We start from the raw sequence: 25,979 nt of genomic DNA on the forward strand, positions 1-25,979 counted from the left end.
ATCATTCCGCCGGCTTGGGGAGGTGAACCTCGCAGCTCGCCCACGCCTCCGGCGGCGCCCATCCCCCCGTGAAGAGGACCGATCCGTCGTCGAGCAGCGCCGCCGCCATCACGGCGCGCGGGCTGCCCAGCGCGGGCGCGAGGAGCCACGTGTTCGCCGAGGGATCGTAGATCTCGACCGAGGCGAGCGTGCTTCCGTTGTCATTCTCGCCGCCGGCGACGAGGACGCGGCCGTCGGGCAGCCCGAGCGCCACGTTCCCGAAGCGCGTTTCGCGCATCGGCGCCGCGCTCGTCCACGCATTCGTGGCCGGGCTCCACCGCTCGGCCGTCGCCACCGCGTGAATGCCGACGATCCCGCCCGCGACGAGGACCCCGCCGTCCGCGAGCAGCGCCGCGACGTGCCCGCCGCGCCGCGCCTGCAAGGGGCCCGTTTGTCGCCACCGATCGAGCCGGGCCTCGTAGATCTCGGCCGTCGCGAGCCGGACCGAACCGCCGACGCCTGCTGCCACGAGGATGTTTCCGTCGGGGAGCGCGGTCGCGGTGAACTCGGAGCGCGGCGCGGACATCGGCGCCGCGGGATGGAATACGCCGTCCTTTGGATCGAACACGTCGACGAGCGCGAGCATCCGCGCGCCGTCGTAGCCCCCGGCGACGAGCACGCGGCCGTCCGAGAGCAGGGCCGCAGCGTGGTCGATCCGCGGCGCCCGCATCGAGCCGACACGCTTCCACGCATTCGATGCCGGATCAAAGACCTCCGCGCTGTCGAGTGGTGCCCCCGGCGCCCCCTCGCCGCCGGCGACGAGTACGCGGCCGTCGGCCAGACGGATCGCAATGTGATGCGCCCGCGCTTCCGACAAGGTTCCAACCGGAACGAATTGCGCTGCGACGGGATCGTACACCTCGGCGGTGGCGAGGTACGAATCTCCGTCGAGGCCGCCGACGACGAGGACGCGGCCGTCGGGGAGCGTGGTGGCCGTATGCGCGCGCCTCGGCACCGTCATCGACGCCACGCTCCACAAACGCCCCGCGTTATCGCGCGGGGAGCGAATACGAGGCCGAAGCAAGCGTGCAGGCGCGGGCAATTGAGGCGGCGCGAGTCCGACGGAACCGGAGGCGGCATCCGCAGGCAGAGCAGCATGGAGGAATACGATTCCGAGAGCAAAGATCAGGGAGCGAGCGTGTGGGTGTCGCATTTCTCTCGCTCCGCACGCCCTGGCAAGAGCCGCGCCCGTTCGCGGCATCGCGCGGCGCGAGAAAGGAAGGTGCACGAGAACGGGGAGAGCTGTGATGTGTGGAGGTCGCGAACTGTGCCTCTGGCTTGACCAAGGGCCGCGCAAGAGCGCATTGTCTTTTTTGGCGTACGAGAAAGAGGAGGAGAGCGACGACATGCCAGCACGGGGAATGAAGGTGCTCGTCACGGGCTCGACGGATGGTATCGGGCGGGCCACGGCGAAGCTGCTCCTCGAGCGGGGCAACGAGGTGATTCTCCACGGGCGATCCTCCGAGAAGGTGCGCGAACTGGCGCACGAATTCGAGCTCGTCACGGGCACCCGCCCGCGCCACGTCGTCGCGGATCTGAGCTCGCTCGCTTCGGTCGCGTCGATGGTCCGCGCGCTCGCCGCGGAGCTGCCCGCGCTCGACGTCATCGTAAACAACGCGGGCGTGGGGCCGGGCAAGAAGGGCGACGCGCGGGAGGAGACCGAGGACGGGTACGAGAAACGTTTCGCCGTGAACTACCTCGGGCCCGTAGCGCTCACCGAGCTTTGGCTCTCGCTTTGCCAGCGCCCGCCGAAGGCCATCCTCAACGTGACCGTCTCGGGGCAGGAGACGCTCGATTTCGAGGATCTCATGAGCACAAGAGGGTACGAGGGGCTGCGCGCCTATCGAAGGAGCAAGCTCGCGCTCATCCTGTGGACCTTCGATCTCGCGCAAAAATACCCCGACCTCGCGATCAACGCGGTGCACCCCGGGGCGATGCTGGACACGAAGATCGTGCGCGAGACGTTCGGCCAGTCCTGGGGCAAGCCGGAGGACGGGGCCCGCGCGATCCGGGTCGTCCTCGAGCGTTCACTCGACGAGCAGCTCACCGGCGAATACTTCGACGTCGAACGGCCCGCGCGCGCCAACGCGCAGGCCTACGACGACCGCGCCCGCGGAGCCCTCCGCCGCGCCACAGAGCCCCTGCTCGCGCCCGTCCTCGCGGCGCGCTGACCTCCGATCCGAGCCAGCCCTTTTCGTCCCCCCGGCCGCGGGCGCTGAGCATGGGTCTCATCGCAAGCCGCCGCGCCGGGGCGCTGCCCCGGGCCCCGCGGGGGCTCTTCGCCCCTCGACCCGAACCAGGGCCAGCCCTGGACCCTTTGGGGAAGAACTGCGCGATGCGCAGTTCTTCCCACAGGCCGTTGGGACCACGTTGCCGGCTGAACCGTCAGCGCTGCCGTCTTGGCTGGCGGGGTCGCTCGTGGTCTTGACTCGGCCCGTTCGATGTACTGCGCGATGCGCAGTTCATCGACCCTCGGTCCAGCGCGGGCGCTGGTCCGGGTCCCGGGGCGGATAGCCCCGGGTGGGGCCTGGGGCAACGCCCCAGCGAGGCGGCCCCGAGATGAGACCCATGCTCAGCCGCGGGCGGGAGCGGGATCCGTCCGCGCGGGGCCGCCCCTGCGGATCGATCGTGCACGTTCGGGAACCTTGGGTCCGAACGGCTGTCGTTCGAGGCGAGCAGGGAGGAAGCGCCGGTCGAATGTGGGGCTCGGCCCCGTTCATCGGCTCCCTCACGAAGAAAATAGGCTCCGAGCACGAAAAGAAAACCCCCCGAGCCTCTCGCGGGGGCATTTGCCCGCCTCGGCGGGACGGCACGGCAGGAAAGGCTGGCTCACCATGGAAGGCAAGCAAAAGGTCGCGCTCACGTTCGCGCTGTACCAGAATGACGCGCTCGTCCGTCGCGAGACGGTGACGCAAGACATCGTCAAGGTCGGAAAGGATCCGAAGAGCCACCTGCGGGTGGACGATGAACTCGCCTCGCGTATGCACGCGGTCATCGAGGTCGCGTCGCCCGAGGACATCACCCTGATCGATCTCGGCAATGAGCCGGGGACGCTCGTCAATGGCGCGCGCGTCAACAAGGTGAAGGTCAAGGCGGGGGATCAACTCCAGATCGGCGGCACGAAGATCCTGCTGGAAAAGGCCGAGCCCGTGGCCGTCGCCGCCGGCGCGGCGAAGCCCGGGGCAAACCCGTTCGCGTCGCCCTCGGCGAACCCGTTCGGCGCCCCCGCGGCTCCCGCGGCGTTTGGCGGGGCGAACCCGTTTGGCGCGGCGGCGGCGGCGAGCCCGTTCGGCGGCGGCGATCCGTTTGGCATGCAGAACCCGTTTGCGCAGCCGAAGCCGCCCGCGCACGACGAGGTCCCGCACGACGCGCCCGAGGGTTCGTACACGTACCAGCTCGTCAAGAGCGGCCCGGACGTCCCGTCGGACGAGGTCGAGACGCCGTCCGCGTCGGTCGAGGTGATGGTGCTTTGGGATCAAACGGTCCTGAATGTCGCGCACCTGACGCCGCCGCGCTCGTATTACGTGGGCGAGGAGGAGACGAAGAACTTCAAGTGTGATTACTTCGTCCCGCAGGAGAAACTCGGCACGACGCGCGCGCCCGTGGTGCTCGCGGATCGCGGCGGGGCAGTCTCGGTGGTGCTCCTGCCGCGAGCGAAGGGCACGATCGAAATCGCCGGTCAGCCGAAGATGACGGTGCAGCAGGCGATCGACAGCGGAAAGACGCAGCCGTGCGCGGAGCTCTCGGGCGCGTTCCAGATGACGCTTCCGCCCGGCTCGAAGGCGCGGATCGAGGTGGACGGGCTGATTTTCCAGGTGTCGACGGTGAACGCGGGCCGCGTCGTCGCGGGCCACGTGCAATTCGACACGCAGAATTACCTCTATCACGGCCTCTCGACGGCCGTGCACGTGGGTCTGCTCGCCGCAATGGCGTTTTTCATGCCGCCGATGGGCGCGACCGACGATGACGGGGTCTCGGACGATCAAAAGTTCATGATCCAGCAGTTCCTCAATGCCGCGGCGGAGAAGGAGCAGGAAGAGAAGCCGACCGAAATGACGGCGGAGAACAGCGCCGACAACAAGGAAGGCGGCACGGGCACGAAGGCGAAGGGCGAGGAGGGTTCCATGGGGAACCCGACCACGAAGGCGTCGGGCAATCGGTATGGCGTGCAGGGCCCGGCGGACAACGCCGATCCGCACATCGCGCGGCAGGCAGCGCTGCGTGACGCGGCCGAGTTCGGCATGATCGGCCTGCTCAATGCGGGCGCCGGCGGCGATCCGAATGCGCCGACGGCTCCGTGGGGCCGCGACGATTCGCTCGGCAATGACGCGATGTCGGCGCGCGGCAACATGTGGGGCGACAACATCGGCGACTCGTTCGGCGCGGGCGGCCTCGGTTTGTCCGGTATCGGCGAGGGCGGCGGCGGCCGCGGCGAGGGCATTGGCCTCGGCTCGATCGGCACGATCGGGCACGGCGCGGGCACGGGCACGGGCCAGGGCTTCGGCTCGGGTCACGGTCGGCTCGCCGGCGCGCACCGCACGAAGCCCCCGCAGGTGCGCATGGGCGCCACGAGCGTGAGCGGTCGGCTCCCGCCCGAGGTCATTCAGCGCATCGTGCGCCAGAACTTCGGCCGGTTCCGCCTTTGCTACGAAAATGGCCTGCGGAACAACCCGAACCTCCAGGGCCGCGTGGGCGTTCGGTTCGTCATTGGCCGTGACGGCGCCGTGTCGAACGTGGGCAATGGCGGTTCAGACATGCCGGACGGCGGCGTGGTGTCGTGCGTGGTCCGCGCCTTCTATGGTCTGTCCTTCCCGCAGCCGGAAGGCGGCATCGTGACGGTCGTGTATCCCATCATGTTCAGCCCCGGCGGCTGAGCCCCGTCAAACCGTGGGGGAGGCCCTCTCGCGGAGGGCCTCCCAGCACCGGTCGTCGAACCATTTGCTCAAAAAATCCAGCAGCGCGCGGGTACGTCGGGGCAACCCTTTGCCCTGGGCCGTGACCGCGTGAATGCCGATCTCCCCCCGGCGATGGGCCTCGAGCACGAGGACGAGCCGGCCCGCGGCGACGTCGGACGCGACCATGAACATCGGAATGACCACGAGGCCGAGGCCGGCGATCGCCGCCTGCACGAGGGTGGCGCCGTCGTTCACGGTGAGGTTCCCGTGCACGGGAATGGCCTCGTCGCGGAACCGCCATTCGCCGCTCGCCGGGACGAGCGCATAACGCAGGCAGTTGTGGTTCACGAGGTCCTCGGGCGTCTCGGGCGTGCCTAGACGGTCGAGGTACGAAGGCGCGGCGACGACGACGATCCGGTCCGTGGCGATGCGCCGGGCCACGAAGCTCGCGTCCTTGAGCCGGCCAATGCGGAGGATCAGGTCGAAGCCGCCCTCGATGACGTCGACGAATCGATCGTCGAGCACGAGATCGATCTCGACCTCGGGGTTCTCGCGGAGGAACGCGGCGAGCGCCTGGACGAGGTACATCCGCGCGAACGTCACGGGTGCGCTGATGCGGATGCGGCCGCGGATCACCTCGCTCGCGGCGGAGACGGCGTCCTCGGCGGCGCTCGCGGCTTCGAGGATCCTCTTGCAATGCTCGTAGAAGCGCAGGCCCTCGTCCGTAAGCGCGAGCTTGCGCGTGGATCGGCGCAGGAGCTCGACGCCGAGGCGTTGTTCGAGCCCCGCGATCCGCCGGCTCACGGCAGACTTCGCGATGCCGGATTGCGCGGCGGCGGCCGTGAAGGAACGCGCCTGCACGACGCGTGCGAAGAGGGCCATGGAAGCGAGGGACTCGAGGTCGAACGACATCCCGGCACGATAGCAGGAGGGCGCCCGACGCGGCGCGGGATTGTTGCCCGGAGGAGAACAGTGCTTGCGCCTGGCCTCGCCTAATCGAGGGGGCGGCCGCGCGTTACACAAGAGGGGCAAAGGAGATCGTCATGAAGCGACTTCTCGAGACCCAAGAGCAGAACCTCGCCCTCTTCGTGCAGCGCCTCGTCCTCGCGCTCGTCGTGTTCCCGCACGGGGCGCAGAAGCTCTTCGGCTGGTTCGGCGGATATGGCTTCTCGGGCACGATGGGGTTTTTCACGAACACCATGCACCTGCCCGCGCCGCTCGCCCTCCTCGTCATCCTGGGCGAATCGGCCGGCGCGGTCCTGCTCGCGTTCGGCGCGTTCTCCCGCGTGGCCGCGTTCGGGATCACGTCGGTCATGCTCGGCGCGATCGTGACCTCGCACGCCCAGCACGGGTTCTTCATGAACTGGTTCGGCGCGCAGCAAGGAGAGGGCTTCGAGTATCACCTGCTCGCGCTCGCGTTGAGCGTGCCCGTGATGGTCTTCGGCGGCGGCAAGTACGCGCTCGATTCTTGGCTCGTCGAGAAGCTTGCGCCCGCGCCGCGGCTGGCCAAAGCTCTCGCGCACGGCTAACGCGCACGGCACCAAACGAAGGAGCACGCCATGTCGCAACTCACCCTCATCAGCCACGAGCTTTGCCCTTACGTCCAGCGCGCCGCCATCGTGCTCGCCGAAAAAGGGGTCGCCTTCAAGCGTATCGACATCGATCTCTCGAACAAACCCGACTGGTTCCTCGCGATCTCACCGCTCGGCAAGGTGCCCTTGCTCCGCGTGCAGGACGAGAGCGGCAAGGACGCCGTGCTCTTCGAGAGCCTCGCGATCTGCGAGTACCTGGAGGAGACGCAGCCGGGGCCGAAATTGCACCCGGAGGACCCGATCGAGCGAGCCCGTGACCGCGCCTGGTTCGATCTCGCGTCGGGCCTGCTCGGAGACATCTGGGCCCTCGAAACGACGAAGGATGCCGAGGTGTTCGAGGCCAAGCGCAAGGCGATCGTGTCGAAGGTGGAGATCCTCGAAGGCGCGCTCTCGGACGGGCCGTATTTCCACGGGCGCACGTTCAGCATGGTCGACGCCGTCATCGCCTCGGCGTTCCGATACTTCGAGGTGATCGACGCGATCCGGGACACGCGCGTGTTCGAGAAGGCGCCCCGCGTGCGGGCCTGGAAGGCCGCGCTCGCGGAGCGGCCGAGCGTGAAGGGCGCGGTGCCCGCGAATTACCCGGACAAACTGCGCAAGTTCCTCGCCGGGTACGACGCCTACCTGTTTCGTCAGGCGCCCGAAGGCGCCTGAGCCGCGCCGCCGGTCATCCCATCGGGGTGCAAAGCTCGACGAGGAACCCGTCGAGATCCCGCACATAAGCAACGGTTTGTCCCCAAGGCTTGGTCTTGGGCGCGCTCACCGCCGCGGCGCCCGCGGCGACGGCGACCTCGAAGGCCGCGGGGACGTCGGGCGTGGTGAGCGCGAGCTCGACCGCGGCCGCAAGCTCGGTCGACCGGCTCGCGCGGAACGAAAAACCGTGGGAGCCGGCGAGGGATTCGCTCACGAAGGCGAGCGCGGTGGCGCCCGTCTCCATCTCCGCATATTGGTTCGATTCGTGGACGAACCGCCGCGTGAGCCCGAAGGCTCGCTCGTAGAACACGACGGCCGCCTCGACATCTTGCACGTAGAGAATGACGTACCCGAGCTTCATGGCGGCGGCTTGTATCACGGGGCCGGCGCGGGGTTCAAGGGGGGTTTGTCACGGTTCTTCCGGGTGCGCGCGATCCGCGATTTCGAGGCCACGCGCGCGAGCCGCGGCCGCCGAACGCGCGTCGACGAGGTGCACGACGCCGGCGTCCTCGGAGAGGGCGCGCATGCGATCGAGAAGCGCCCTGTCGGCCGCGACGGCGCGGCGGTGCTGGCGGAGATGCTCGGCCCACGAGGCGACGAGAAACGTCTCGACGAGCCGGTCCTTGCTGCCGAGGTCTTCATAAAGCGCCCAATCGATGGCCCCGTCGCGGCGCCGGAGGGATTCGAGCTCCGCGGCGAGCGAGAGGAATTCGACGCGGTGTTCCGGCCGGACGACATACCGGCGCTCGACGAGCACGGGGCCGGCGTCGATGTCGATCGGGGCTTCGATCACGGGCTCGGGCCACGCGTCGAAGCTCGCGACATCGTCCTTCCGCGCGGCGCCGAGTTTCCAGCGGAGCGCCGAGAGCAGGCCGAGGAGGACGCAGGCGGCGGCCACCGAGAGCGTCGCGGCGCTGCCGATACGCCCGGCGAGCGTGCCCCACCCGAAGCTGCCGAGCCCGAGTCCGCCCTGAAACACCAGGAGGTAAAGGCCGAGCGCGCGCGATTGCACCCAGCCCGGCGCCGCCGAGCTCGCGGCGACGTTGAAGCTCGACATGATGCTGATCCACGCGACGCCCGTGGCGAGCATGGCTGCATAAAGCAAGGCCTCGATCCGAACGTGCGCGAGGAGGCTCATCGAGCCGGCATAGGCGACCGTTGCAATGGCGACGAGGCCATCGGAGCCGAGTTTTTGGCGCGCGCGTGGCATGACGGCGGCGCCGGCGAGCGCGCCCGCGCCAATACAACCGAGCAGGATGCCGAACCGCAGCGGGGTCATGTGGAGCTCGCGCCGCGCGACGACGGGGAGCAGCGCCCACAATGCGCTGCCGGCCACGATGAAGGCCGCTGCACGAAAGAGGACGGCACGGAGCGCGGGTGCCCGGCGCGCATAACGAAGGCCTGCCACGATCGCGCCCACGACACGCTCGGGCGGCAAGGTCGCCTTCGTGGCGGGCGGTTTCCAGCGGAGCACCTGAAGGACGACGACGAAAAACGCAAGCGCGTTGAACGTATACACGGGCCCGCTGCCCGCGAGGGCGAGGCCGATACCGCCGATGGCGGGGCCGAGCGCACGCGCGACGTTGACGGCGACGCCGCTCAAGGTGACGGCCGAAGCGAGCTCGGCCTTGTCGACGAGTGACGGGAGAATGGCCTGCCAGAGCGGCGCCGAGAGCGCGGAGCCGAGGCCGAGGGCAAACGTGAGCGCGAGGAGGCTCGTCGGGCCGAGGAGCCCGGCAAACGAGAGCGCCGCGAGCAGGGCCGAAACGAGCACCATCCACGCGGCGAACGACGCGAGGAGCCTCCGGCGATCGAAGATGTCGCCGAACGCCGCCGCGGGCAAACCGATCAGGAAGACGGGCAAACTCGAAGCCGTCTGGAGCAGCGCCACGTACACGGGCGCCGTCCCGAACGACGTCATGTCCCAGCTCCCCGCCGCATTCTGGACCCAGAGCCCGACATTCGAGGCGAGTGCGCCGAACCACAAGGATCGAAATACCTCGCGGCGTAGCGGCGCCCACGCGTCGGGCGCCACGGGTTCACTTGTCGCTGCCATCATCGCGGTGGTTCTCTCTCGACGCGGAGCCTGTCGAGCATGGGCCGAGCCTAGCACGACGCCGCTTTCTTGCGTGTCCGGTCGGACGATGCACTTCCCCGTGGACCCGGGGCGCGCACTCGGACAAACTGCGGCGCGCGTCAGGACGACGCACGAGGGAGGTCGAACACATGACCGAGGCGAAGACGTACACGGGCGGGTGTCATTGCGGGAAGGTTCGTTACGAGGTGAAGGCCGGCATCCAGGATGTGGTGTCGTGCAATTGCTCCATTTGCATGAAGACGGGCTCGTTCCTGGCCTTCGTGCCGGCCGCGGCGGTCACGGTCCTCTCGGGCGGGGACGTCGTCACGGATTATCAGTTCGGCAAGAAACACATCCACCACCAGTTCTGCCCGTCCTGCGGGGTGCGCTCGTTCGCGCGCGGCGCGATGCCCGACGGCACCGAGATGTACGCGATCAACGTGCGCACGATCGACGACGTGGACCTCAGCGCGTTCAAGGTGAAGGAGTTCGACGGGAAGAGCCTCTGACGAGGCGCGAACGCGCTGTACCGAGTCACGTCTCCAGGTTGCCGACCACGTGCTGCAAGAGGCGCACGAAGAGCGCCTTCTCCTCCGCGCGGAAGCGGGCCATCGCTTTCTGCTCCAACGAAATCAGTGCCGCCTTCGCCTTCGGCCGTCGAAGGCGAAGGCGGCATCCCCTCCAAGGTCTTCGAACGCGACGAGCCCTCGCTCGCGCGCTCGCAAGGCGGCTTTCGGCTTGATCAGGCCGCGCGGGGCGCTCGGAGCGCGAAGGACGACAGGCAGGTGACGAGGCCAAAGCCCGCGATCGAGAGCCACGCGGGAGCATACTGAGAGGCCAGGGTCGCCGTCCCGGTGAGCGCCACGAAGAGCGCGACGCCGACAGCCCCGCCGAGCTGGCGCGCCGTGTTGAGAATGGCGGTGCCCGTCGCGTATTCGGACGCCGGGAGGGATGCCGTTCCTCCCGCGAGGAAGCCGGTCTGCGCGATCCCCGCGGCCGCACCAAAGAGGAGCGACGCGGGCAGGAAGTGCGTCGGCCATGCAGGCGCCTCGTCGAGCATTGCGTACCACCAAAACGACGCGAGGACGAAGAGGCAGCCCCCCAGGATCGTCGCATACCTCGGCGACACGTTTCGCCGGCCCGCCACGAGCGCGGTGACGGCCGCCGTCGCGGGTCCCCACGCGAATCCCGCGCCGGCGACGAGCGTGTCCCAGCGCCAGACCGAAGTGAGGAACAACGTGCCCCCGAGGAGCATCATCGCAAAGCCGATGTAAAAGCAGCCCATGCCGATCGTGGCGACCGCGAATGTCGGGATGCGAAAGAGCCGCAGGTCGAGCGCGGGGGACGCGGATGTCCGGCAGCGCCATACGAACCACGCGAGGAGGACGACGCCGACGGAGGTCGTCACGACGAACCGCGGGCTGGCGAGGCCCCACTCCGGGGCATAGGAAATGGCCGCGACGATCGCGCCAATGCCGAGCGCGAGCAAGGACGAGCCCCAAAGATCCGGCGTCTTCCCTCCGCCATAATCGGTGTCGACGAGCCCTTTGCTCCGCCAGGTCGCCACGGCGACGAACGGCACGTTGATGAGGAAAATCAGGCGCCAATCGAGATGGACGAGCGCACCGCCGACGACCGGGCCGAGCGCCGCCGCGACCGCGCCGGTGGCCGCCCACACGCCGACCATTTGCGTGTGTTTGTCGCGCGGATAGGCCGCGAGGACGAGGCCGAGGCTCGTGGGAACCATCATCGCCGCGCCGACGCCCTTGATGGCGCGCGCGAAAACCAGCATCGCGACGCTCGGGGCAAGCGCGCACGCCGCGCTCGCGATGCCGAACACGACGAGGCCGAGGCGAAAGACACGCTTGCGCCCATACCGATCGGCGAGTCGACCCGAGGGGATCATCATCGCGGCGAAGAGGATCGAGTATGCGGAGAGGACCCAGGAGAGCGCCTGGTTCGTCGTGTCGGGGAAGCTCTCCTTGATCGACGAGAAGGCGATGTTGACGACGAAGAGATCGAGCGACGAAAGGACGCTCGCGATCCCGACGACGAGCAACGTCTCGATGGGTCGAGGTTTCGAGGAGGAGGTCGTCACGGGGTGGCTCCTTCGAGCTCGGCGAGGAACGCGCTAAGCCTTGGGGCCCATACCTCGGGGTGCGCTTGCGTGAAGTGGCCAAATGATGCGGTCGTGCCGGGCTGGATGACGTATTTCCCGCGAGGAACACGCCGCATGCTCGATTCGAGGATGCCGAGCGAGACGGGATTGAACTCGTCGTCGGCGAAGTTGAGCGCGAAGACGCGGGTGCGAATGCGCTCCAGCGCCGGGCTCGGGTCGTAGTCGCGCGAGGCTTCGAGCGCGTAAAGGATGTCGTTTGCGTCCATCCGAGCGGCCTGCGCCGACGCATCGCGGACGAACGTGTCGGCGGCGTCGCGGTCGGGCACGGTCTCGTGGAGGTGGGGGACGCCGTCGAGCATCATGCGGAAGACGGGGAATGCCTCGGTCCACCCGCGCGGCGGGCTCGTGTAGTTGCCGTCGGCCCACGTGGGGTCCTTTCGAATGTGCAGGGCCACGAAGCGTCGCCAGATCAGGTTGCGTCCCGAGATGGGCGCCGGGAGGGCGACGATCGGGAGGATCGCGTCCATGAAATCGGGGTAGCGTACGGCCCATTGCCATGCGTTCATCCCGCCCATGGACAGCCCCACGATGGCGTGGAGATGGTCGAGGCCGAGCGCCTCGGTGACGGTACGGTGCTGCAAGCTGACGATGTCCTCATATCCGTACGAGGGGAACCGCGCGCGCATCCCGTCGCTCGGCTTGCTCGATCGTCCGTGCCCGAGCGCGTCGATGAAGACGAGGTAATGACGCGCGAGATCGAGCGGTTTGCCTGGCGCATACAGCGCGTCCGCGAAGGCGCGCCCCTGCAGGACATCGCCGCTCGAGCCCGTCCAGTGGAGCATCAAGACGGCGTTGATGATACGCCCGCGGTCGTCGCGGCGAGGCGTGCCGGCCGTCGCGTAATGGATGCGGACCTCGTCGAGCACGCGGCCGTCGGCGAAATGCACGTCGTGGAATACGGCCGTGCCGTCGCGCGCCGCGATCACGCCCGCCGAGCTGAAAGGAGCGGCCGTCGTCGGCTGCGTCCTCGCCGGTGTCCGGGCCGGCGTTTCGGGGGGCGGAGAGGCCACGCACCCGGCGCCTGCGAGGCCCAGCGTGACCATCACCCATGTCGATAAGTGCATATGCACTCTTTTGAGACGGCGATTCATCGAGGTCCTCCTTGGAGACACCTTCAGGTACGGACAGCTTCGACGGCCCGTGCGAGCTGCCGACGAAGCTCGGCGGCGTCTTCGGCGCCGAAAGCGTCTTCGAATCGGGCCTGCGCGCGCGCCCACGCGACGCGCGCCTCGTGGAGCTTCGCCATTCCCGCCGGGGTGAGACGAAGCTCCCGGACCCGACGGTCATGCGCGGCGACGCCCATCACGACGAGGCCCTCTCGTTCGAGGGGCTTCAGGTTATGGGCGAGCGTGGTCCGATCCATCACGAGCGCCTCCGCGAGGTCCTGCACCGTCGCCGGGGCGATACGCGAGAGGCGGGAGAGGACGGCGTACTGGGTGGCGCGAAGCCCCGTCCCCGCGAGCTCCTCGTCATAGAGCTGCGTGATCTGGCGAGCCGCCTGGCGCACGGCGAGGCAGTTGCAGAGGGTCTCGCTGGAGGCGAGTGGTGCTTCCGTGGGCCGGCCACCCGTCGAGGACGCCATGGCCCCTCATCTAAGTGCATATGCACGTGTCTGTCAAGCCAAGCGCACGCGCCCGTCCCGCCCGAGGCGCAGGGCCTCCGTCAGTAGCGGTTCTTTTCGTAGTCCTGCTCGAGCGCCCAGCCGATCACGGTCTTCGAGGCGAGCGCGCGCACCGCGGACGCCGCGAGGCCCTTCTGCTTGTTTAGCTTCAGGTGGTCGATGCAGACCTCGGCCATCTTCGGCAGCTCGCTGCGGGGTACGTGGCGTGACGTGTTCCAGAGCTGTGCGTCGCGCACGGCCGCGCTGGGGACGAGGCGCGCGAATTCGACGTCGAGCAGCATCGAAAGCTTCGGCGTTTTGTTCTCGACCACCATCGACGAGAGCAAGGTCGGGTCGGTGGTGAGCGAGGCGCGGCCCGAGAGCTCCACCACACGATCGTCGCCGGGCCGGAGCGCGAGCAGCGCGACGCGTGGCTGTTCGAGCAGATTGTGGAACGTGTCGGTGCGCCGGTTGCCCGGTCGGTCCGCCACGGCGAGCCGGCCTCGTGCGTCGACTTTGAGGAACCCCGGCGGATCTCCTTTGGGGCTCGTGTCGCCCGCGCCCTGCGCATCCCACGAGGACAACGTCACGAAGGGTGTGTGGGAGAGGAACGCCAGCACCTCGGCGTCGGCCAGCGGCCCCGAGGGAGCGGCGAGCCGCGGGAGCGAGGTTTCCACCGGCTTTTCCCACAACGAGGACCGCAGAATCGACTTCGCGCAGTGCATGAAGGCCTCCTCGACGGTGACCGTCAGCTCCGCGCCGTCGAGGGAGGGGCGGCCATTCACGCGCAGCGTCTCGCCCAGCCCCGGAATGAAGAAGAGGAGCGAGCACCCGGTGCGAACATCGATGGCCGCGGGCTCCGGCAACGTGAAGCGCAGGTGCGTCCCCTCGATGGAGCGCGCAAAGCCTGGGGTGCCTCCCACCGGCCACGCGCGCGCGCGGCCGTCGGTGTCCGCGAAGCCCAGCACGGCGAACGGCGAGCGCGCGAGGAGACGCACGCAATGCACGTCGAGCGTGTCGATGGCCTTCATCAAGACCGGAAGGGGTCTGCTGCCAACGACCTGCTCCAGCGCTTCGATGGTCTTCAACTCCACACCCTCATCCTGCGCTTCTTGATGATGACTTGCAACTTCATTTTGTTCGGGCGCGTCCGCCGCATTTCCCTTGCAGTTAGTGAATGACTAACTAATGATCGGGGCCGTGCCGCTCTCTGCCGAGTCCGAAGCGACGTTCACCCGCATCCTCGACGAAGCCGAGGCGCTGTTCGCGACGCGCGGTTATCGGCGTACGCGGCTCTCGGAGGTCGCTGCGGCCGTCGGGGTCAGCGAACCGGCGCTCTACCGTTACTTCCGCGGCAAGGACGCGTTGTTCGAGCAGGTGTTGCGGCGCGCCGCCGCCTCGCCGGATCCTTACGAGCCCCCTCAAAAGCTCCCGGTGCCGAACCCCGAGCCCGGCCAGATCGAGTCCTTCCTGCGCGCCTTCTTCGAAACGAGCCGCCGCGTGGCAGCCCTCGAACACGCGCTCCGCGGGCCCGCTCCCAGCACGACCGCCGAAGCGCGCACGGAGCTCGCGGGGGTCGTCGGCGGGCTCTTCGACCTGGCGACGAGGTATCGGGCGGGGGCGCGCATCATGAATGCGAGCGCGCTCGAATCGCCCGAGCTCCGGCACATCTGGGACGAGAACGTCCGCGGGTATTTGACGGGCGCCGTGGAGCGCTACCTCGGCCAGCGGTCGGCCGAGGGTCTGCTCGTTTTGCCCACGGATTCGAGCGACGCGGCCTGCGTCCTCGCCAGCCTCGTGACGAGCTACGCGGTGCAAGAAGTCGATCTCGGGCTGCCCGGCTCCGTCGAGCACCGGCGCGAGGTCGTCGTCGCGTCCGTCGTCGCCATGCTCGAACCCAGAAAGGTCACCCGATGAAGCTGCCCATCTTCCTGCGCACACGCCGCTGGGACGACGAGATCGCCCGGCTCGATCCCGAGCGCGATTACGAGGCCATCATCTTCGCGCTCTCGAACCATGTCTTCCCGTTCGAGATCCTCCTCGCGATGGAGATCGCGCAGCTCAGGACCTTCACGATCCCGACCATCAGCAAGCTGCTCCACGCGACCGGGCAGTACGAGCGCGAGGGGCCGAAGCGGCTCGACGACACGAAGGGCATCCTCAGCGAGATCCACCGGCCCGGCCTCGAATCACGCGCGAGCCGCGAGATGGTCGAGCACCTGAACCGCATCCACGGGCTCTACCGGATCTCGAACGACGATTTCCTCTACACGCTGAGCACCTTCGTCTTCGATCCCATCCTCTTCATCGACAAATGGGGCCATCGGTCCATGACGGAGAAGGAGAAGGACGCGTTTTACTTCCTCTACCGGCGGCTCGGCGAGCTCATGCACATCCGCGACATCCCGCAAAGCCGCGCGGCGTTTTTCGCGTGGCGGCAGGACTACGAGCGCCGCGCGCAACGCTACACGAGCGAGAACGAGGCTGTCGCGCGGGGTCTGCTCATCGCCGTGCAGGGCCTCTTGCCGCCGGCTCTCGTCCCGATCCTCGAACCCGCGGTCGTGTTCCTCACGGCGGACACCGGGTTCCGCGACGCGCTGGGGCTCCGTGAGCCCGACCCTGGCCTCGCGCGCTCCCTTCGCGTGTTCTTCGCCGTCTATCGCCGCGCCGCGCGCCACGTCTCGCTTTACGAGGAGCGTAAATTCGAGGACAGCGACATCTACCGGAACTACCCGACCTACCCCGAGGGGTATGATCGGCTCCGCCTCGGCCCCACCAAAGTGCTCGAGATTCTCGCAAAGAGGGGGGCCGAGCGAGCCGTCGCCGGCGAGTAGAGCTACCCGCGGGCGAATTCAGTCGAGGGCGAGGCGGATGGCCCGCTCCACCGCGGAGGCCTGGCCGTCCGTACGACGGGGGTCGAAAGGCCCACGCGGCAGCAAGGCGGGCTGGGCGAGGAAACGTGGAACGCGGCCACGATGCGACTGCGCCGCGTGCACCAGGAAGGGGTGGCAGAGGTAAACGGTCCCCGCGCGGCCCGTGGCGAGCGCCTCGGGCAGGTGCGCGGATTCGCGGAATTCCGTGCTCGCCAGCTCGCCCAGCGTGAGGCCACGTTCTCCGTGCGGCGCGAGGCGGCGCGCGATTTCGACGTGCGAGCCGATGCGGAGGCGCGTGGGCGCGTCGTCGTCACCTACATCCGAGAAAAGAAATAGCATCAAGAGCGCTCGCCCTCTCGATGCGACGTTGGCGCGCCATTCGAGAAAGTTCGGCTCGTTCTCCCAGCCGAAGCTGGGATCGATATGCCATCCGCAATCCCCCGGATCCTCGGGCGACGGGAAGCGAAGGGGGAACGTCCCGAGGCTTACGCGGGGCAACCAGCGATCGACGCCGACGAGCGAATCGAAGGCGCTGAGGAGCTTCGAGGTGTTCGCAGCCGCTCGAAAGGGCGGCGCGGCGAGCTCGCCGAGGCGAACGACGGGTCGGGTCCAGGTGGACGGCACGTCGGGCGCACAGCCCGCTGCGAGCCACAAGACGGCGCGACACGCATCGGCGATATCGCGGGGGAAGGCGTCGTCGATACGGACGTAGCCTTCGTGGACGAATTGAGCAATTTGCGCTTCCGAAAGCGCAGCCTGACGATCGGGCATGACGATTCTCCTGCAAACGGGCCAAGACGTGGCGCGCACTTGCTCCGACGGGGGGCAAGCGCACACGGCGAGTCATGCGGGCCTGGGGGCCACGCTCAGCCGAGCAAGAAGACCGCGAAGCGCATCGTCATCGAGACAGAGGATGCCGCTCCGCGCGCACCAACGCAAGCGATACGTCGTCGGGGCGCTCCACGAACGCCCCAACGCGCGTCGTTGCTGCCGCTCGTTCCCGATCACCCTGGGCGCGCCGGTTGCCGAACCGAGTACTCGGTGCCCGCGCGGAAGGGGATCGTCATCGACGCGAAGCCGTGGCGCGGATCGCGTACGTAGGCGACGTAGTCGCGGTAGTCGGCCTTGAAGACGCCGACGTTGTCGGTCACCACCACGGCGCCCGGACGCAGGGCCGGGGCGACAAGCTTCAGCACGTCGAGGGCGCGCAGGGGAAACCCATCGTTCAGCATGAAGTCCACGTCGCCGAGGTCCGCCTGCAGCGTCTCCATCGCGTCCCCCACGCGAATCTCGGCGAAGGACGCGAGCCCCGCCTCCTCCAGGTTCGCCTGCGCGCGCCGCGCCTTCTCCGGCACGAGCTCGGTGCCGATGACGCGGCCGCCGCCGTTGTCGCGCACCGCCGCCGCCAGCCACAATGTCGAGACGCCGAAGGACGTGCCGAATTCGACGATCGTCCTGGCGTGGAGCGCCCGCGCCGTCAGGTAGCAGAAGGCGCCCTGATCGCGCTCGATTGCGATGTATTTGTCGGCGAAGTCGCGCTCCGTGCCCGGGGCGTCGACGCGGCGGCCGAGGAGCATCCGCGGCAGCTTCGGCAGGAAGTGGAGGAGGACACGCGGCACCTGCCGGTCGGCCTCGTCGTGGAGGCGCCGCAGCACGGCGCGCACCCGCTCGTCGGGCAGGACGGTCAAGGGATCGGTTTTCATGATGGGCCTCGGGTCAAGGACACACATTCTCGGAGCATTCGCTCGCCCTCCTCCCAGGCATTGCCTGATGCCCGAAGGCGCGGTGGAAGGCGCAGCCATGGGGGAGCATCCAAGCATCTGGCGCCGTTGACCACATTGCGAAATCATGACAAATTGTTTTTCAAAACGGCCATGGCAGCGAAGCGGCAGAATGCGACAGCGGCACGGGTCGCGCCTCCGACGGGCTGGACGGTTCACGGAGACGTCCAGGTGACGAACGAGCCCGCGGCGTCTTCGCTCGCGTCGCTCGCGAGCCGTTTCGCGCTCGAGGCCCCTGGGCGTGTGAAGACCGCGATCGCCCGACCGGCGAACGCGATCGGGCTCAGCATGGCGAGCGGCGGGCTCGAGAGCGAGCCTCACGCGCACCGTGAATCGCAGGTCATGTACCTGGTGCGCGGGGAGCTCATCTGCGAAGCGTCGAGCGCCCTCTGGATCGTGCCGCCGCAATCGGCGCTGTGGATCCCCGGGTCCGTAATGCATCGGATCCGCGCGCGCGCGCCGCTCGAGGGTTACAGCGTCTTCCTCGAGCCCGACGCGGCGCCGAATCTCCCGCAGGATTGCTGCGCGGTGTCGGTGACGCCGCTCTTCCGCGAGCTCTTGCTTCGCCTAGCGACGCGCCCCGCGCTCTACGATCTCGAAGGACCGGACGCGCGCCTGGTGAGCGTGCTCCTCGACGAGCTCGCGACGGTTTCGATCGAGAAGCACCGCCTGCCGATGCCGACCGATCCGCGGCTCCGTCGTTTGGTGGATGCGATGACCGCCGATCCGGCGAACGGCGCGACGACGAAGACGTGGGCGAAGCGAATCGGCGTCGGCGAGCGCACCTTGAACCGTCTCTTGGTCGAGGAGACAGGCTTGAGCTTCGGCCGCTGGCGCCAGCAGCTCCACATCATCCTCGCCCTCCAGAAGCTCTCCCGCGGCGCGACCGTGCAAAGCGTGGCGCTGGACCTCGGCTACGAGAGCGCGAGCAGCTTTGTGACCATGTTTCGCAAAGCTCTCGGGACGTCGCCCGCGCGGTACATGGCAAGCCGCCTGGCCACGCTGGCTTGAACGTCAGCGGCGCCTTTACGCCCTCGGCGCTCGCGGCGCGAATGCCGTCCCCACGCGCGTGGTGCTCGCCGATCGCGAAAGCTCGCGAAAACGGGGGAGAGAAACACAACGGCCCCGGAGATGACTCTCCGAGGCCGGTAGGAACGTGGTTCGCGCTTTCGCGACCCTGCTTGATTGGCTCCAGCTGCTGGACTCGAACCAGCGACCCGGCGGTTAACAGCCGCCTGCTCTACCGACTGAGCTAAGCTGGAATGGCGTCGAAACGGACCGCGAGGATACCCGCGGAGCTTCGTCCGTCAAGAACTTTTTTCGAGCCCACGCGAAGATCACCTCCCGGCCCGGCAACGAGCGGTTGCCCTCCCGCGCGCGTTCTGCGAAGAAGCCGCCGTGCAAGAAGCCGCGCCCGCCCCCGCGACGAATGCCCCCGCGCCTGCCGCGAGCGGAGCGGCCCCCGCGCTCCCGACGCCCAGCGCCGCGCGCACCGCCGGGCGCGGCGGGCTCGCCATCGCCTTCGCGAAGGTCTCGTTCATCCTCTTCGGCTTCGTTCAGCAGCTCCTCCTCGAACGGCTGCTCGGCCAGGCCGGCTACGGGCAGATCTCCCGCGTCCTCGCGATCGTCGGCGTCTTGAACAACGTCGTCGTCTCGACCGCGCTCCAGGGCGTGTCCCGCGCGGTCTCGACGGCCTCCGCGGGCGAGGAGGGGGCCGTTTTTGCGCGCACGCTGCGCGTCCACGTGGTGCTCGCGGTCGTGCTCTCGCTCGGCTTCGCGCTCGCCGCGGGGACGATCGCGGCGGCGGTCGGCGCCCCGCACGTCGCGACGCCGCTGCGCCTCGTCGCGGCCGTCGTGCTGCTCTACGGCATCTACGCGCCGCTCGTGGGGTCGCTGAACGGACGCAGGCGTTTCCTCGATCAGGCCGGGCTCGACGTGGGCTACGGGCTCTTGCGCACGATCGGCATGGGCGTCGGGGCCTTCACGCTCCTCCGGCTCGGCGGGAGCGGGACGCTCGGCGCGACGATCGGGTTCGTCTCCGCCGCCGCGCTCATCGTGCCGATCGCGATCACCCGCTCGGGGGTGGGCCGCCTCGGCGCCGCGGGGCCGAGCGCGCGCGACTACCTCGGCTTCCTCGGCCCGCTCGCGGTCGGCCAGATCGCGCTGAACCTCCTGCTCCAGACCGACTTCCTCCTGCTCAGCCGCTTCGCCGGGCGCGAGGCGAGCCGGCTCGGGCTCGCGGCGACCGCGTCCGACGATCTGCTCGGGATCTACCGCGGCGTGCAGCTCTTTTCGTTCCTGCCCTACCAGCTCCTCATGTCGGTGAGCTTCGTGCTCTTCCCGATGCTCGCGAAGGCCCGGGCCGAAAAAAGCGAGCCGCTCGTCGCCGAGTACACGCGCGCCGGCGTGCGCATCGCGCTCGTGGTGACGGGCGCGGTCTCGGGGACGATCGCGGCGCTCGCGCCACACGTGCTGCGATTTGCCTACAAATCGAGCGCGATCTGGGAGCACGGCGGGCCGGTGCTCCGTGTGCTCGCGCTCGGGATGGGGTCGTTCGCGATCCTCGGGATCAGCTCGGCGGCGCTGACGGGCCTCGGGCGCGAGCGGATGAGCGCGGCGTTCAATGCGCTCGCGGTCTGCCTCGTGGCGCTCGGGTGCGTGGGGGTGACGCCGCGCCTGCCGTTTGGCCCGCCCATGCTCCTCGCGACGGCGATCTCGACGTCGGTCGCGCTCGGCCTCGTGGCCGTCGTGGCGGCGCTCGCGCTGCGGCGCGAGGCGGGCGCGTTCGTCGCGCCGCTCTCGCTCGTGCGGGTGCTCGTGGCCGTGGCGGTGACGGTGGCCATCGGGATGCAGCTGCCTTGGCTCGGCAAACCGGCCGTGCTCGCCCAAGGCCTCGTGACCGGCGCGCTGTATCTTTCGGTGCTCGTGGTGACGGGCGAGCTTGGCAAGAAGGACCTGTCGCTCGTCCGGAAGGTCCTCGGGAAGGCCTGAAGTTGCGGGAGAACCCGTACGTCGGGCGTGACGAATCGTCGGCTTTCGGTATCCTTCGCCGCCTCCCCCTCCCCTTCTCATTCATCATCAACTCGCGAGAGCGGTAAAAGAAACGTGGCGCATCAGTTCATTTTCACGATGCAGGACGTCCGGAAGGTGCACCCCCCGAACAAGGAGGTGCTGAAGGGCCTGTGGCTCTCCTTCTTCCCCGGCGCGAAGATCGGCGTCCTCGGGCACAACGGCGCAGGCAAGAGCACGCTGCTCCGGATCATGGCGGGCACCGACAAGGAGTTCCTCGGCGAGGCAAAGCCTGCCGACGGCACGCGCGTGGGCTTCCTCCAGCAGGAGCCGCGGCTCGACGCGGGCCGCACGGTGATCGAGAACGTCGAGGCCGCCGTCGCGGACACGCGCAAGCTGATGAAACGCTTCGAGGAGATCGGCGTGCTGCTCGGCGAGTCGCCGGACAACATGGAGGAGCTGCTCGAAGAGTACGGGGTTTTGCAGGACAAGATCGACGCGTCGGGCGGCTGGGAGCTCGATCGCGTGCTCGAACGCGCGATGGACGCGCTGCGCCTGCCGCCGCCGGATGCCGAGGTCGCGCTCCTCTCGGGCGGCGAGCGTCGCCGCGTGGCGCTCTGCCGGTTGCTCCTCGAAAAGCCGGATCTTTTGCTGCTCGACGAGCCGACGAACCACCTCGACGCCGAGAGCGTGGCGTGGCTCGAGCGGTTCCTCGCGGAGTACACGGGCACCGTCGTCGCCGTGACCCACGATCGGTACTTCCTCGACAACGTGGCGGGCTGGATCCTCGAGCTCGATCGCGGCATGGGCTACCCGTACGAGGGCAACTACTCGGGCTGGCTCGAACAGAAGAAGAAGCGCCTCGAGCTCGAACAGAAGCAGGAGTCCTCGCGGCAGAAGACGCTCGAGCGCGAGCTCGAATGGGTGCGGATGAACCCGCGCGCGCGGCAGGCCAAGAGCAAGGCGCGCCTCGCGGCCTACGAGACGCTGCTCGCCGAGGATCTGAAGGCGAAGGAGTACTCGCCGAGCCAGATCCACATCCCGGCCGGCGCGCGCCTCGGGAGCGTGGTCGTGGAGGCCGATCACCTGACGAAGGCGTTCGGCGACAAGCTGCTCATCGACGACCTCTCGTTCTCGCTGCCGCGCGGCGGGATCGTCGGCGTGATCGGGCCGAACGGCGCGGGCAAGACGACGCTGTTCAAGATGATGATGGGCCTCGAGAAGGCCGACAAGGGCGCGCTCCGGATCGGCGAGAGCGTGGAGCTCGCGTACGTGGATCAGTCGCGCGACGCGCTCGATCCGAACAAGAGCGTCTGGCAGGAGATCTCGGGCGGCGAGCCGACGTTGCTCGTGGGCAAGCGCGAGGTGAACTCGCGCGCGTACGTGGCGTCGTTCAACTTCCAGGGCGCCGATCAGCAGAAGAAGGTCGGTGATCTCTCGGGCGGCGAGCGCAACCGCGTGCACCTGGCGAAGCTGCTCCGCCGCGGGGGCAACGTGCTCCTGCTCGACGAGCCGACGAACGACCTCGACGTCGACACGCTGCGGTCGCTGGAGGAGGCGCTGCTCGAGTTCGCGGGCTGCGCGGTGATCATCAGCCACGATCGCTGGTTCCTCGACCGCATCGCGACGCACATCCTCGCCTTCGAGGGCGACAGCAAGGTCGTGTGGTTCGAGGGGAACTACGAGGACTACGAGGCGGATCTGAAGCGCCGGAAGGGCGCCGACGCGAACGAGCCGCACCGGATCCGCTACCGGCGCATGAGCGACGTGGGCTGACGTTTCGTTCGAGCGCCAAAGAAAAACCGCCCCCGGATCCAGGAGGATCGGGGGCGGTTTTTTGTGGGAGCTACTGGCAGCGGCGGATGACGATGTCGTCCAGATTCCAGGACGACACGACATACGCGTCGAGCTGATTGACGCTGACGCCGAAACGGACGCGCATGGTCGCGGACTTGTAGGCGGTCAGATCATAGTTGTAGTTGTTCCACGCCTGCTCCTGGATGCCCGGCATGGCGCCCGACTGCCAGATCACGGTCCAGGTCGAGCCATTGTTCGCGGAGACCTCGATCGTGTTGATCATGTAGGGGTCGTAGTCGCTGTTCAGCCACCGCCAGAGGTCCATGGTCACGAATCCCGTGCCGCTCGTGTTGATGACGGGGCTCGTGAGGTAGTAGGCCGCGTGAACCACCGTGCTCGTATTGCCGCCGATGACGACGCCCGCGACGCCGTTGTCCGCGGTCAGGGTATGATCCGCGGCGGGATCCGGGTAGCCATACCCGTGCCCGCTGGACACCTTGGCCGCGCCGATCTGCCACTCCGTCCCGAGCCCCCACCCGGCGGCGTTGTTCACGAAGGTCTCGGAAAAAATCGAAACGATGTTCGGGACCGTCTCGTCGATCAGCCCATCACAATCGTTGTCCTTGCCGTCGCAAATCTCGGTTGAAGGCATGACGTTCTGCTTGCACGAGAGCGCCCCGCTCGTGCACGTCTGCGTGCCCGCGGCGCAAACCCCCTGAAGGCCGGTGGTGCACACCGCGCCGCCGCCCGGGTTGCCCTCGTCCGTCTGGCTGTCGCAATCGTCGTCGACGCCATTGCAAACCTCGGCCACGGGCTGGGCATTCTGGTTGCAGACCGGCGCGCCGTTCGTGCAGGCCGTCGTCCCCGGCCCGCAGATGCCGGGTTTTCCGGTCGAGCACACCACGCCCCCGCCCGGGTTGCCCTCGTCGGTCTGGCCGTCGCAGTCGTTGTCTTTGCCGTCGCACGTCTCGGCGCCGGCCATGGTCGTCGCCGCGCACGTGAGCGAGCCGTTCTGGCAGTTGAGCACGCCCGCCGCGCAGACGCCCTGGAGGCCCGTGGGGCACGCGCCGCCGCCGCCGGGGTTGCCCTCGTCCGTCTGACCATTGCAGTTGTCGTCGACGCCGTTGCACGTCTCGGCCGTGCCCATGCTGGGCACGCACATTTGCGGTTGTCCCGCGACGCAAGCCTGCACGGTCTTCTGGCACGCGCCCATGCCGCAGGTGAGCGTGCCGAGGCCGTCATCGATGAGGAGATTGCAATCGTCGTCGACGCCGTTGCACGTCTCGGGGCTCGGCATCCCGGGATTGCAAGCCTGGGGCATGCCGTTCACGCAGCTCTCGACGGTGTTCGCGCAGGCGCCGGCGCCGCAGGTGGTCTGCCCGAGATCCTCGTCGGACATCCCATCACAATCGTTGTCGAGCGCGTCGCAGGCCTCGACGACGGGGAGGGTCTCCCCTTCGCAGGGGCCCCAGGTGCCGCCGGCGCAGGTCTGCGTGCCGTCCTTGCATGCGCCGACGCCCTTCGTGGCGACGCCGCCCGAATAACACGATTGCGTTTGTCCGTCGACGCAGGTGCAGCCCTCGTCGATCTGGCCGTCGCAATTGTCGTCGCTGCCGTCGCACGTCTCCGTTTCCGAGGGCGGCGGGAGCGGGGTGCAATCGGGGACGGCGCCGTCTTTGCAGCCATCGACGGTGACGGAGCAGGCGCCGAGGCCGCAGGTGACCTGCGCGATGGCGTCGTCGACCTGGCCGTTGCAATCGTCGTCGTTGCCGTCGCACGTCTCCGTGGCGCTCGGCAAGACCTCGCCGGCGCACGCGGACCACTGGCCACCGGCGCACGTCGCGGTGCCGCCTTTGCATTCCCCTTGGCCCTGGGTGCCCGCGGGGCCGGTATAACAAGGCTGGGTCTCCTCCTCGTTGCAAACGGCGGTTCCGCCCTCGCCGCCCTGGCCGCCCGCCCCGCCGAGCCCGCCCGCGCCGCCGCTGCCGCCCGCGCCGTTGGAGGACGAGGCTCCGCCGTCGCTGCACCCGAATGCAGCGACGCCGACGACGAGGAAAATTGCGCCCGCGAACAGCCCTTCGCGCATGAGGTTCCGCATGGCCCGCTCCTGAAAAGGATATTCCAAGCGAATGCCTGGTCGATTGATCCTCGCATGGATCACGAAGCGCTGTAAAGGCCGGGGGTCCGCGCGCCCCGTCGTCATGCGCCGAAGCGGCGTGCTCATGCATGGTTACGAACCTGACCATGCGCCGCATCGTGAAGCGGAGAACGACGCGGGGCTTGCCGCGCCGGAATGGCGACGGGACACTGAGCGCATGTTGCATGCTTCTTCTCGATCTCAAGGCTCTCGTTTCGGTGGATGGACTTGCCTCGCCCGCGCGGGGAGGCTCACGGTGGGCGGCGCGCTCGCGACCGCGCTGCTCGTGCTTTCGAGCGGAGGGTGCGGGCAGGAAGGCCGCGTCCGGGAGGGCGCGGGCGGCGATGCCGGCGGGAGCGGCGGGACGGGCGGGAGCGGCGGGAACGGCGGCGCCGGTGGCGGGGCGCCGAAGGACCCGCTGCCGCTGCGCGTGGCCAACTGGAACGTTCGCAATTATCTGAACGACAAGAACGACAGCGCGGCGGCGGACGAGGTGGTGCGGTCGACGGCGCAATACGTGAACCATCGAAAGGCCATCGGCGTGGTGCTTTCGGCGATCGACGCGGACGTCGTGGTGCTGCAGGAGGTCGAGAACGAGGCTTCGCTCGCGGACCTCGTGCAGAGCGAGCTTGGTGGAAAATACACGAGCATCGGGATCGTGGACGGAAACGACCCGCGCGGCGTGGACATCGGAATTCTCTCGAAGCTGCCGCTCGACAAGGTCGTCTCGCACAAGGACGAGCAATTCCCGCTGAATGGCACGGTGGGGCCGACGTATCGATTCTCGCGCGATTGCCCCGAATACCACCTCACCTACAACGGGCGAAAGCTCGTGCTCCTCGGCGTGCATTTCAAGGCGAAGGAGGACGACAATCCGAACAAGCGCCTCGCGGAGGCGCAACGCACGCGCGCGATCGCGAACGCGCTCGTGAAGGAGGACCCGTCACGCGGGGTGCTGGTGCTCGGCGACTTTAATGACGTGCCGGGCTCGCCGCCCTACCTCGCGATGATCGGCGAGGGAGACGGGCTGTACACGAATGCGCCCGACTTCGTGCCGGCGAACGTCCGCTGGACCTACGATTACCAGGGCGCGCTGGAGCTCGTGGACCACCAAATGTCGCACCCTCTGCTCGCAGGGATGCTCGATCAGGCGTCCGTGACCATTCGCCACGGCGACGACGTGGACGACGCAACGGACCACGCGCCGATCGTGGCGACCTATGGCGTAAAATAAATCCGGGAAATCGAAACGCAGCCGAGGGTCGAGAAGCGCCGCGAGCGCCTCGAAGCTAGGGAGGGCGACGCAG

The 25,979-nt window shown here is 68.4% G+C and carries 22 protein-coding genes and 1 tRNA gene; 11 read left to right on the top strand and 12 right to left on the bottom strand.

Annotated features, from left to right (window positions below; genetic code table 11):
* Window position 1: 1 nt before the first annotated feature.
* Entirely contained in the window at window positions 2-1,000 is a 999-nt protein-coding gene (locus QHF89_RS38970) for a Kelch repeat-containing protein (protein ID WP_284721496.1), read from the bottom strand.
* Window positions 1,001-1,385: 385 nt separating this feature from the next.
* Here QHF89_RS38970 and QHF89_RS38975 point away from each other — a divergent pair, with 385 nt between their 5' ends.
* On the top strand, window positions 1,386-2,210 hold the full coding sequence (locus QHF89_RS38975) for an SDR family NAD(P)-dependent oxidoreductase (protein ID WP_284721497.1): 825 nt from the start codon (window positions 1,386-1,388) through the stop codon (window positions 2,208-2,210).
* 663 nt (window positions 2,211-2,873) lie between these two features.
* On the top strand, window positions 2,874-4,913 hold the full coding sequence (locus QHF89_RS38980; protein ID WP_136968387.1) for an AgmX/PglI C-terminal domain-containing protein: 2,040 nt from the start codon (window positions 2,874-2,876) through the stop codon (window positions 4,911-4,913).
* A 6-nt stretch (window positions 4,914-4,919) separates the two neighbouring features.
* On the opposite strand, the gene QHF89_RS38985 is transcribed toward QHF89_RS38980, so the two are convergent.
* Complete coding sequence (locus QHF89_RS38985) at window positions 4,920-5,846, bottom strand: LysR family transcriptional regulator (protein ID WP_136968386.1); 927 nt, start codon at window positions 5,844-5,846, stop codon at window positions 4,920-4,922.
* 131 nt (window positions 5,847-5,977) lie between these two features.
* On the opposite strand from QHF89_RS38985, the gene QHF89_RS38990 reads away from it, so the two are divergent.
* On the top strand, window positions 5,978-6,463 hold the full coding sequence (locus QHF89_RS38990; protein WP_136968385.1) for a DoxX family protein: 486 nt from the start codon (window positions 5,978-5,980) through the stop codon (window positions 6,461-6,463).
* A gap of 30 nt (window positions 6,464-6,493) precedes the next feature.
* Window positions 6,494-7,180 (top strand): glutathione S-transferase family protein, encoded by a 687-nt coding sequence (locus tag QHF89_RS38995; RefSeq protein WP_136968384.1) that lies wholly within the window; start codon window positions 6,494-6,496, stop codon window positions 7,178-7,180.
* Between the two features lie 13 nt (window positions 7,181-7,193).
* Here QHF89_RS38995 and QHF89_RS39000 read toward each other — a convergent pair whose 3' ends face one another.
* Entirely contained in the window at window positions 7,194-7,580 is a 387-nt protein-coding gene (locus tag QHF89_RS39000; protein WP_136968383.1) for a VOC family protein, read from the bottom strand.
* A gap of 48 nt (window positions 7,581-7,628) precedes the next feature.
* A complete protein-coding gene (locus QHF89_RS39005; protein WP_136968382.1) occupies window positions 7,629-9,278 on the bottom strand; it encodes an MFS transporter in 1,650 nt (549 codons plus the stop codon).
* 167 nt (window positions 9,279-9,445) lie between these two features.
* Here QHF89_RS39005 and QHF89_RS39010 point away from each other — a divergent pair, with 167 nt between their 5' ends.
* Window positions 9,446-9,805 (top strand): GFA family protein, encoded by a 360-nt coding sequence (locus QHF89_RS39010; protein ID WP_136968381.1) that lies wholly within the window; start codon window positions 9,446-9,448, stop codon window positions 9,803-9,805.
* Between the two features lie 233 nt (window positions 9,806-10,038).
* On the opposite strand, the gene QHF89_RS39015 is transcribed toward QHF89_RS39010, so the two are convergent.
* The 4 genes from QHF89_RS39015 to QHF89_RS39030 form a co-directional block, all read right to left on the bottom strand.
* Complete coding sequence (locus tag QHF89_RS39015) at window positions 10,039-11,394, bottom strand: MFS transporter (RefSeq protein WP_284721498.1); 1,356 nt, start codon at window positions 11,392-11,394, stop codon at window positions 10,039-10,041.
* Entirely contained in the window at window positions 11,391-12,539 is a 1,149-nt protein-coding gene (locus QHF89_RS39020) for an alpha/beta fold hydrolase (RefSeq protein ID WP_284721499.1), read from the bottom strand. The genes QHF89_RS39015 and QHF89_RS39020 overlap by 4 nt, the downstream gene beginning before the upstream one ends.
* A 50-nt stretch (window positions 12,540-12,589) precedes the next feature.
* The gene (locus QHF89_RS39025) at window positions 12,590-13,057 is read right to left on the bottom strand and encodes a MarR family winged helix-turn-helix transcriptional regulator (RefSeq protein WP_136968380.1); all 468 of its coding nucleotides are present in this window, start codon (window positions 13,055-13,057) and stop codon (window positions 12,590-12,592) included.
* A gap of 80 nt (window positions 13,058-13,137) precedes the next feature.
* Window positions 13,138-14,169, bottom strand: a complete 1,032-nt coding sequence (locus tag QHF89_RS39030) for a pyridoxamine 5'-phosphate oxidase family protein (RefSeq protein ID WP_284721500.1) — start codon at window positions 14,167-14,169, stop codon at window positions 13,138-13,140.
* 106 nt (window positions 14,170-14,275) lie between these two features.
* Here QHF89_RS39030 and QHF89_RS39035 point away from each other — a divergent pair, with 106 nt between their 5' ends.
* Complete coding sequence (locus tag QHF89_RS39035) at window positions 14,276-14,992, top strand: TetR/AcrR family transcriptional regulator (RefSeq protein ID WP_284721501.1); 717 nt, start codon at window positions 14,276-14,278, stop codon at window positions 14,990-14,992.
* A complete protein-coding gene (locus QHF89_RS39040) occupies window positions 14,989-15,909 on the top strand; it encodes an oxygenase MpaB family protein (protein ID WP_136968378.1) in 921 nt (306 codons plus the stop codon). Before QHF89_RS39035 ends, QHF89_RS39040 begins: the two co-directional genes overlap by 4 nt.
* A gap of 18 nt (window positions 15,910-15,927) precedes the next feature.
* Here the strand turns inward: QHF89_RS39040 and QHF89_RS39045 are convergent, their stop codons facing one another.
* Window positions 15,928-16,719 carry a phytanoyl-CoA dioxygenase family protein gene (locus tag QHF89_RS39045; RefSeq protein WP_136968377.1) on the bottom strand — a complete coding sequence of 264 codons (792 nt, stop codon included), beginning with the start codon at window positions 16,717-16,719 and terminating at the stop codon, window positions 15,928-15,930.
* A gap of 233 nt (window positions 16,720-16,952) precedes the next feature.
* Window positions 16,953-17,651, bottom strand: a complete 699-nt coding sequence (locus QHF89_RS39050) for an O-methyltransferase (protein WP_136968376.1) — start codon at window positions 17,649-17,651, stop codon at window positions 16,953-16,955.
* 249 nt (window positions 17,652-17,900) lie between these two features.
* Between QHF89_RS39050 and QHF89_RS39055 the strand changes: the two genes are divergently transcribed.
* Entirely contained in the window at window positions 17,901-18,740 is an 840-nt protein-coding gene (locus tag QHF89_RS39055; RefSeq protein WP_342763983.1) for an AraC family transcriptional regulator, read from the top strand.
* Window positions 18,741-18,915: 175 nt separating this feature from the next.
* Here the strand turns inward: QHF89_RS39055 and QHF89_RS39060 are convergent.
* Window positions 18,916-18,991 (bottom strand) — tRNA-Asn (locus QHF89_RS39060).
* A 136-nt stretch (window positions 18,992-19,127) separates the two neighbouring features.
* Here QHF89_RS39060 and QHF89_RS39065 point away from each other — a divergent pair.
* Window positions 19,128-20,720, top strand: coding sequence for a lipopolysaccharide biosynthesis protein (locus QHF89_RS39065; RefSeq protein WP_284721502.1), 1,593 nt, complete (start codon window positions 19,128-19,130; stop codon window positions 20,718-20,720).
* Between the two features lie 114 nt (window positions 20,721-20,834).
* Window positions 20,835-22,514, top strand: a complete 1,680-nt coding sequence (gene ettA, locus QHF89_RS39070; protein WP_136968373.1) for an energy-dependent translational throttle protein EttA — start codon at window positions 20,835-20,837, stop codon at window positions 22,512-22,514.
* A 70-nt stretch (window positions 22,515-22,584) separates the two neighbouring features.
* Here ettA and QHF89_RS39075 read toward each other — a convergent pair whose 3' ends face one another.
* Window positions 22,585-24,633 (bottom strand): MopE-related protein, encoded by a 2,049-nt coding sequence (locus QHF89_RS39075; protein WP_284721503.1) that lies wholly within the window; start codon window positions 24,631-24,633, stop codon window positions 22,585-22,587.
* A 295-nt stretch (window positions 24,634-24,928) separates the two neighbouring features.
* On the opposite strand from QHF89_RS39075, the gene QHF89_RS39080 reads away from it, so the two are divergent.
* Entirely contained in the window at window positions 24,929-25,906 is a 978-nt protein-coding gene (locus QHF89_RS39080) for an endonuclease/exonuclease/phosphatase family protein (protein ID WP_284721504.1), read from the top strand.
* Window positions 25,907-25,979 lie beyond the last annotated feature (73 nt).

It is taken from the genome of Polyangium sorediatum (genome assembly GCF_029946465.1).
GTDB lineage: Bacteria > Myxococcota_A > Polyangia > Polyangiales > Polyangiaceae > Polyangium > Polyangium fumosum.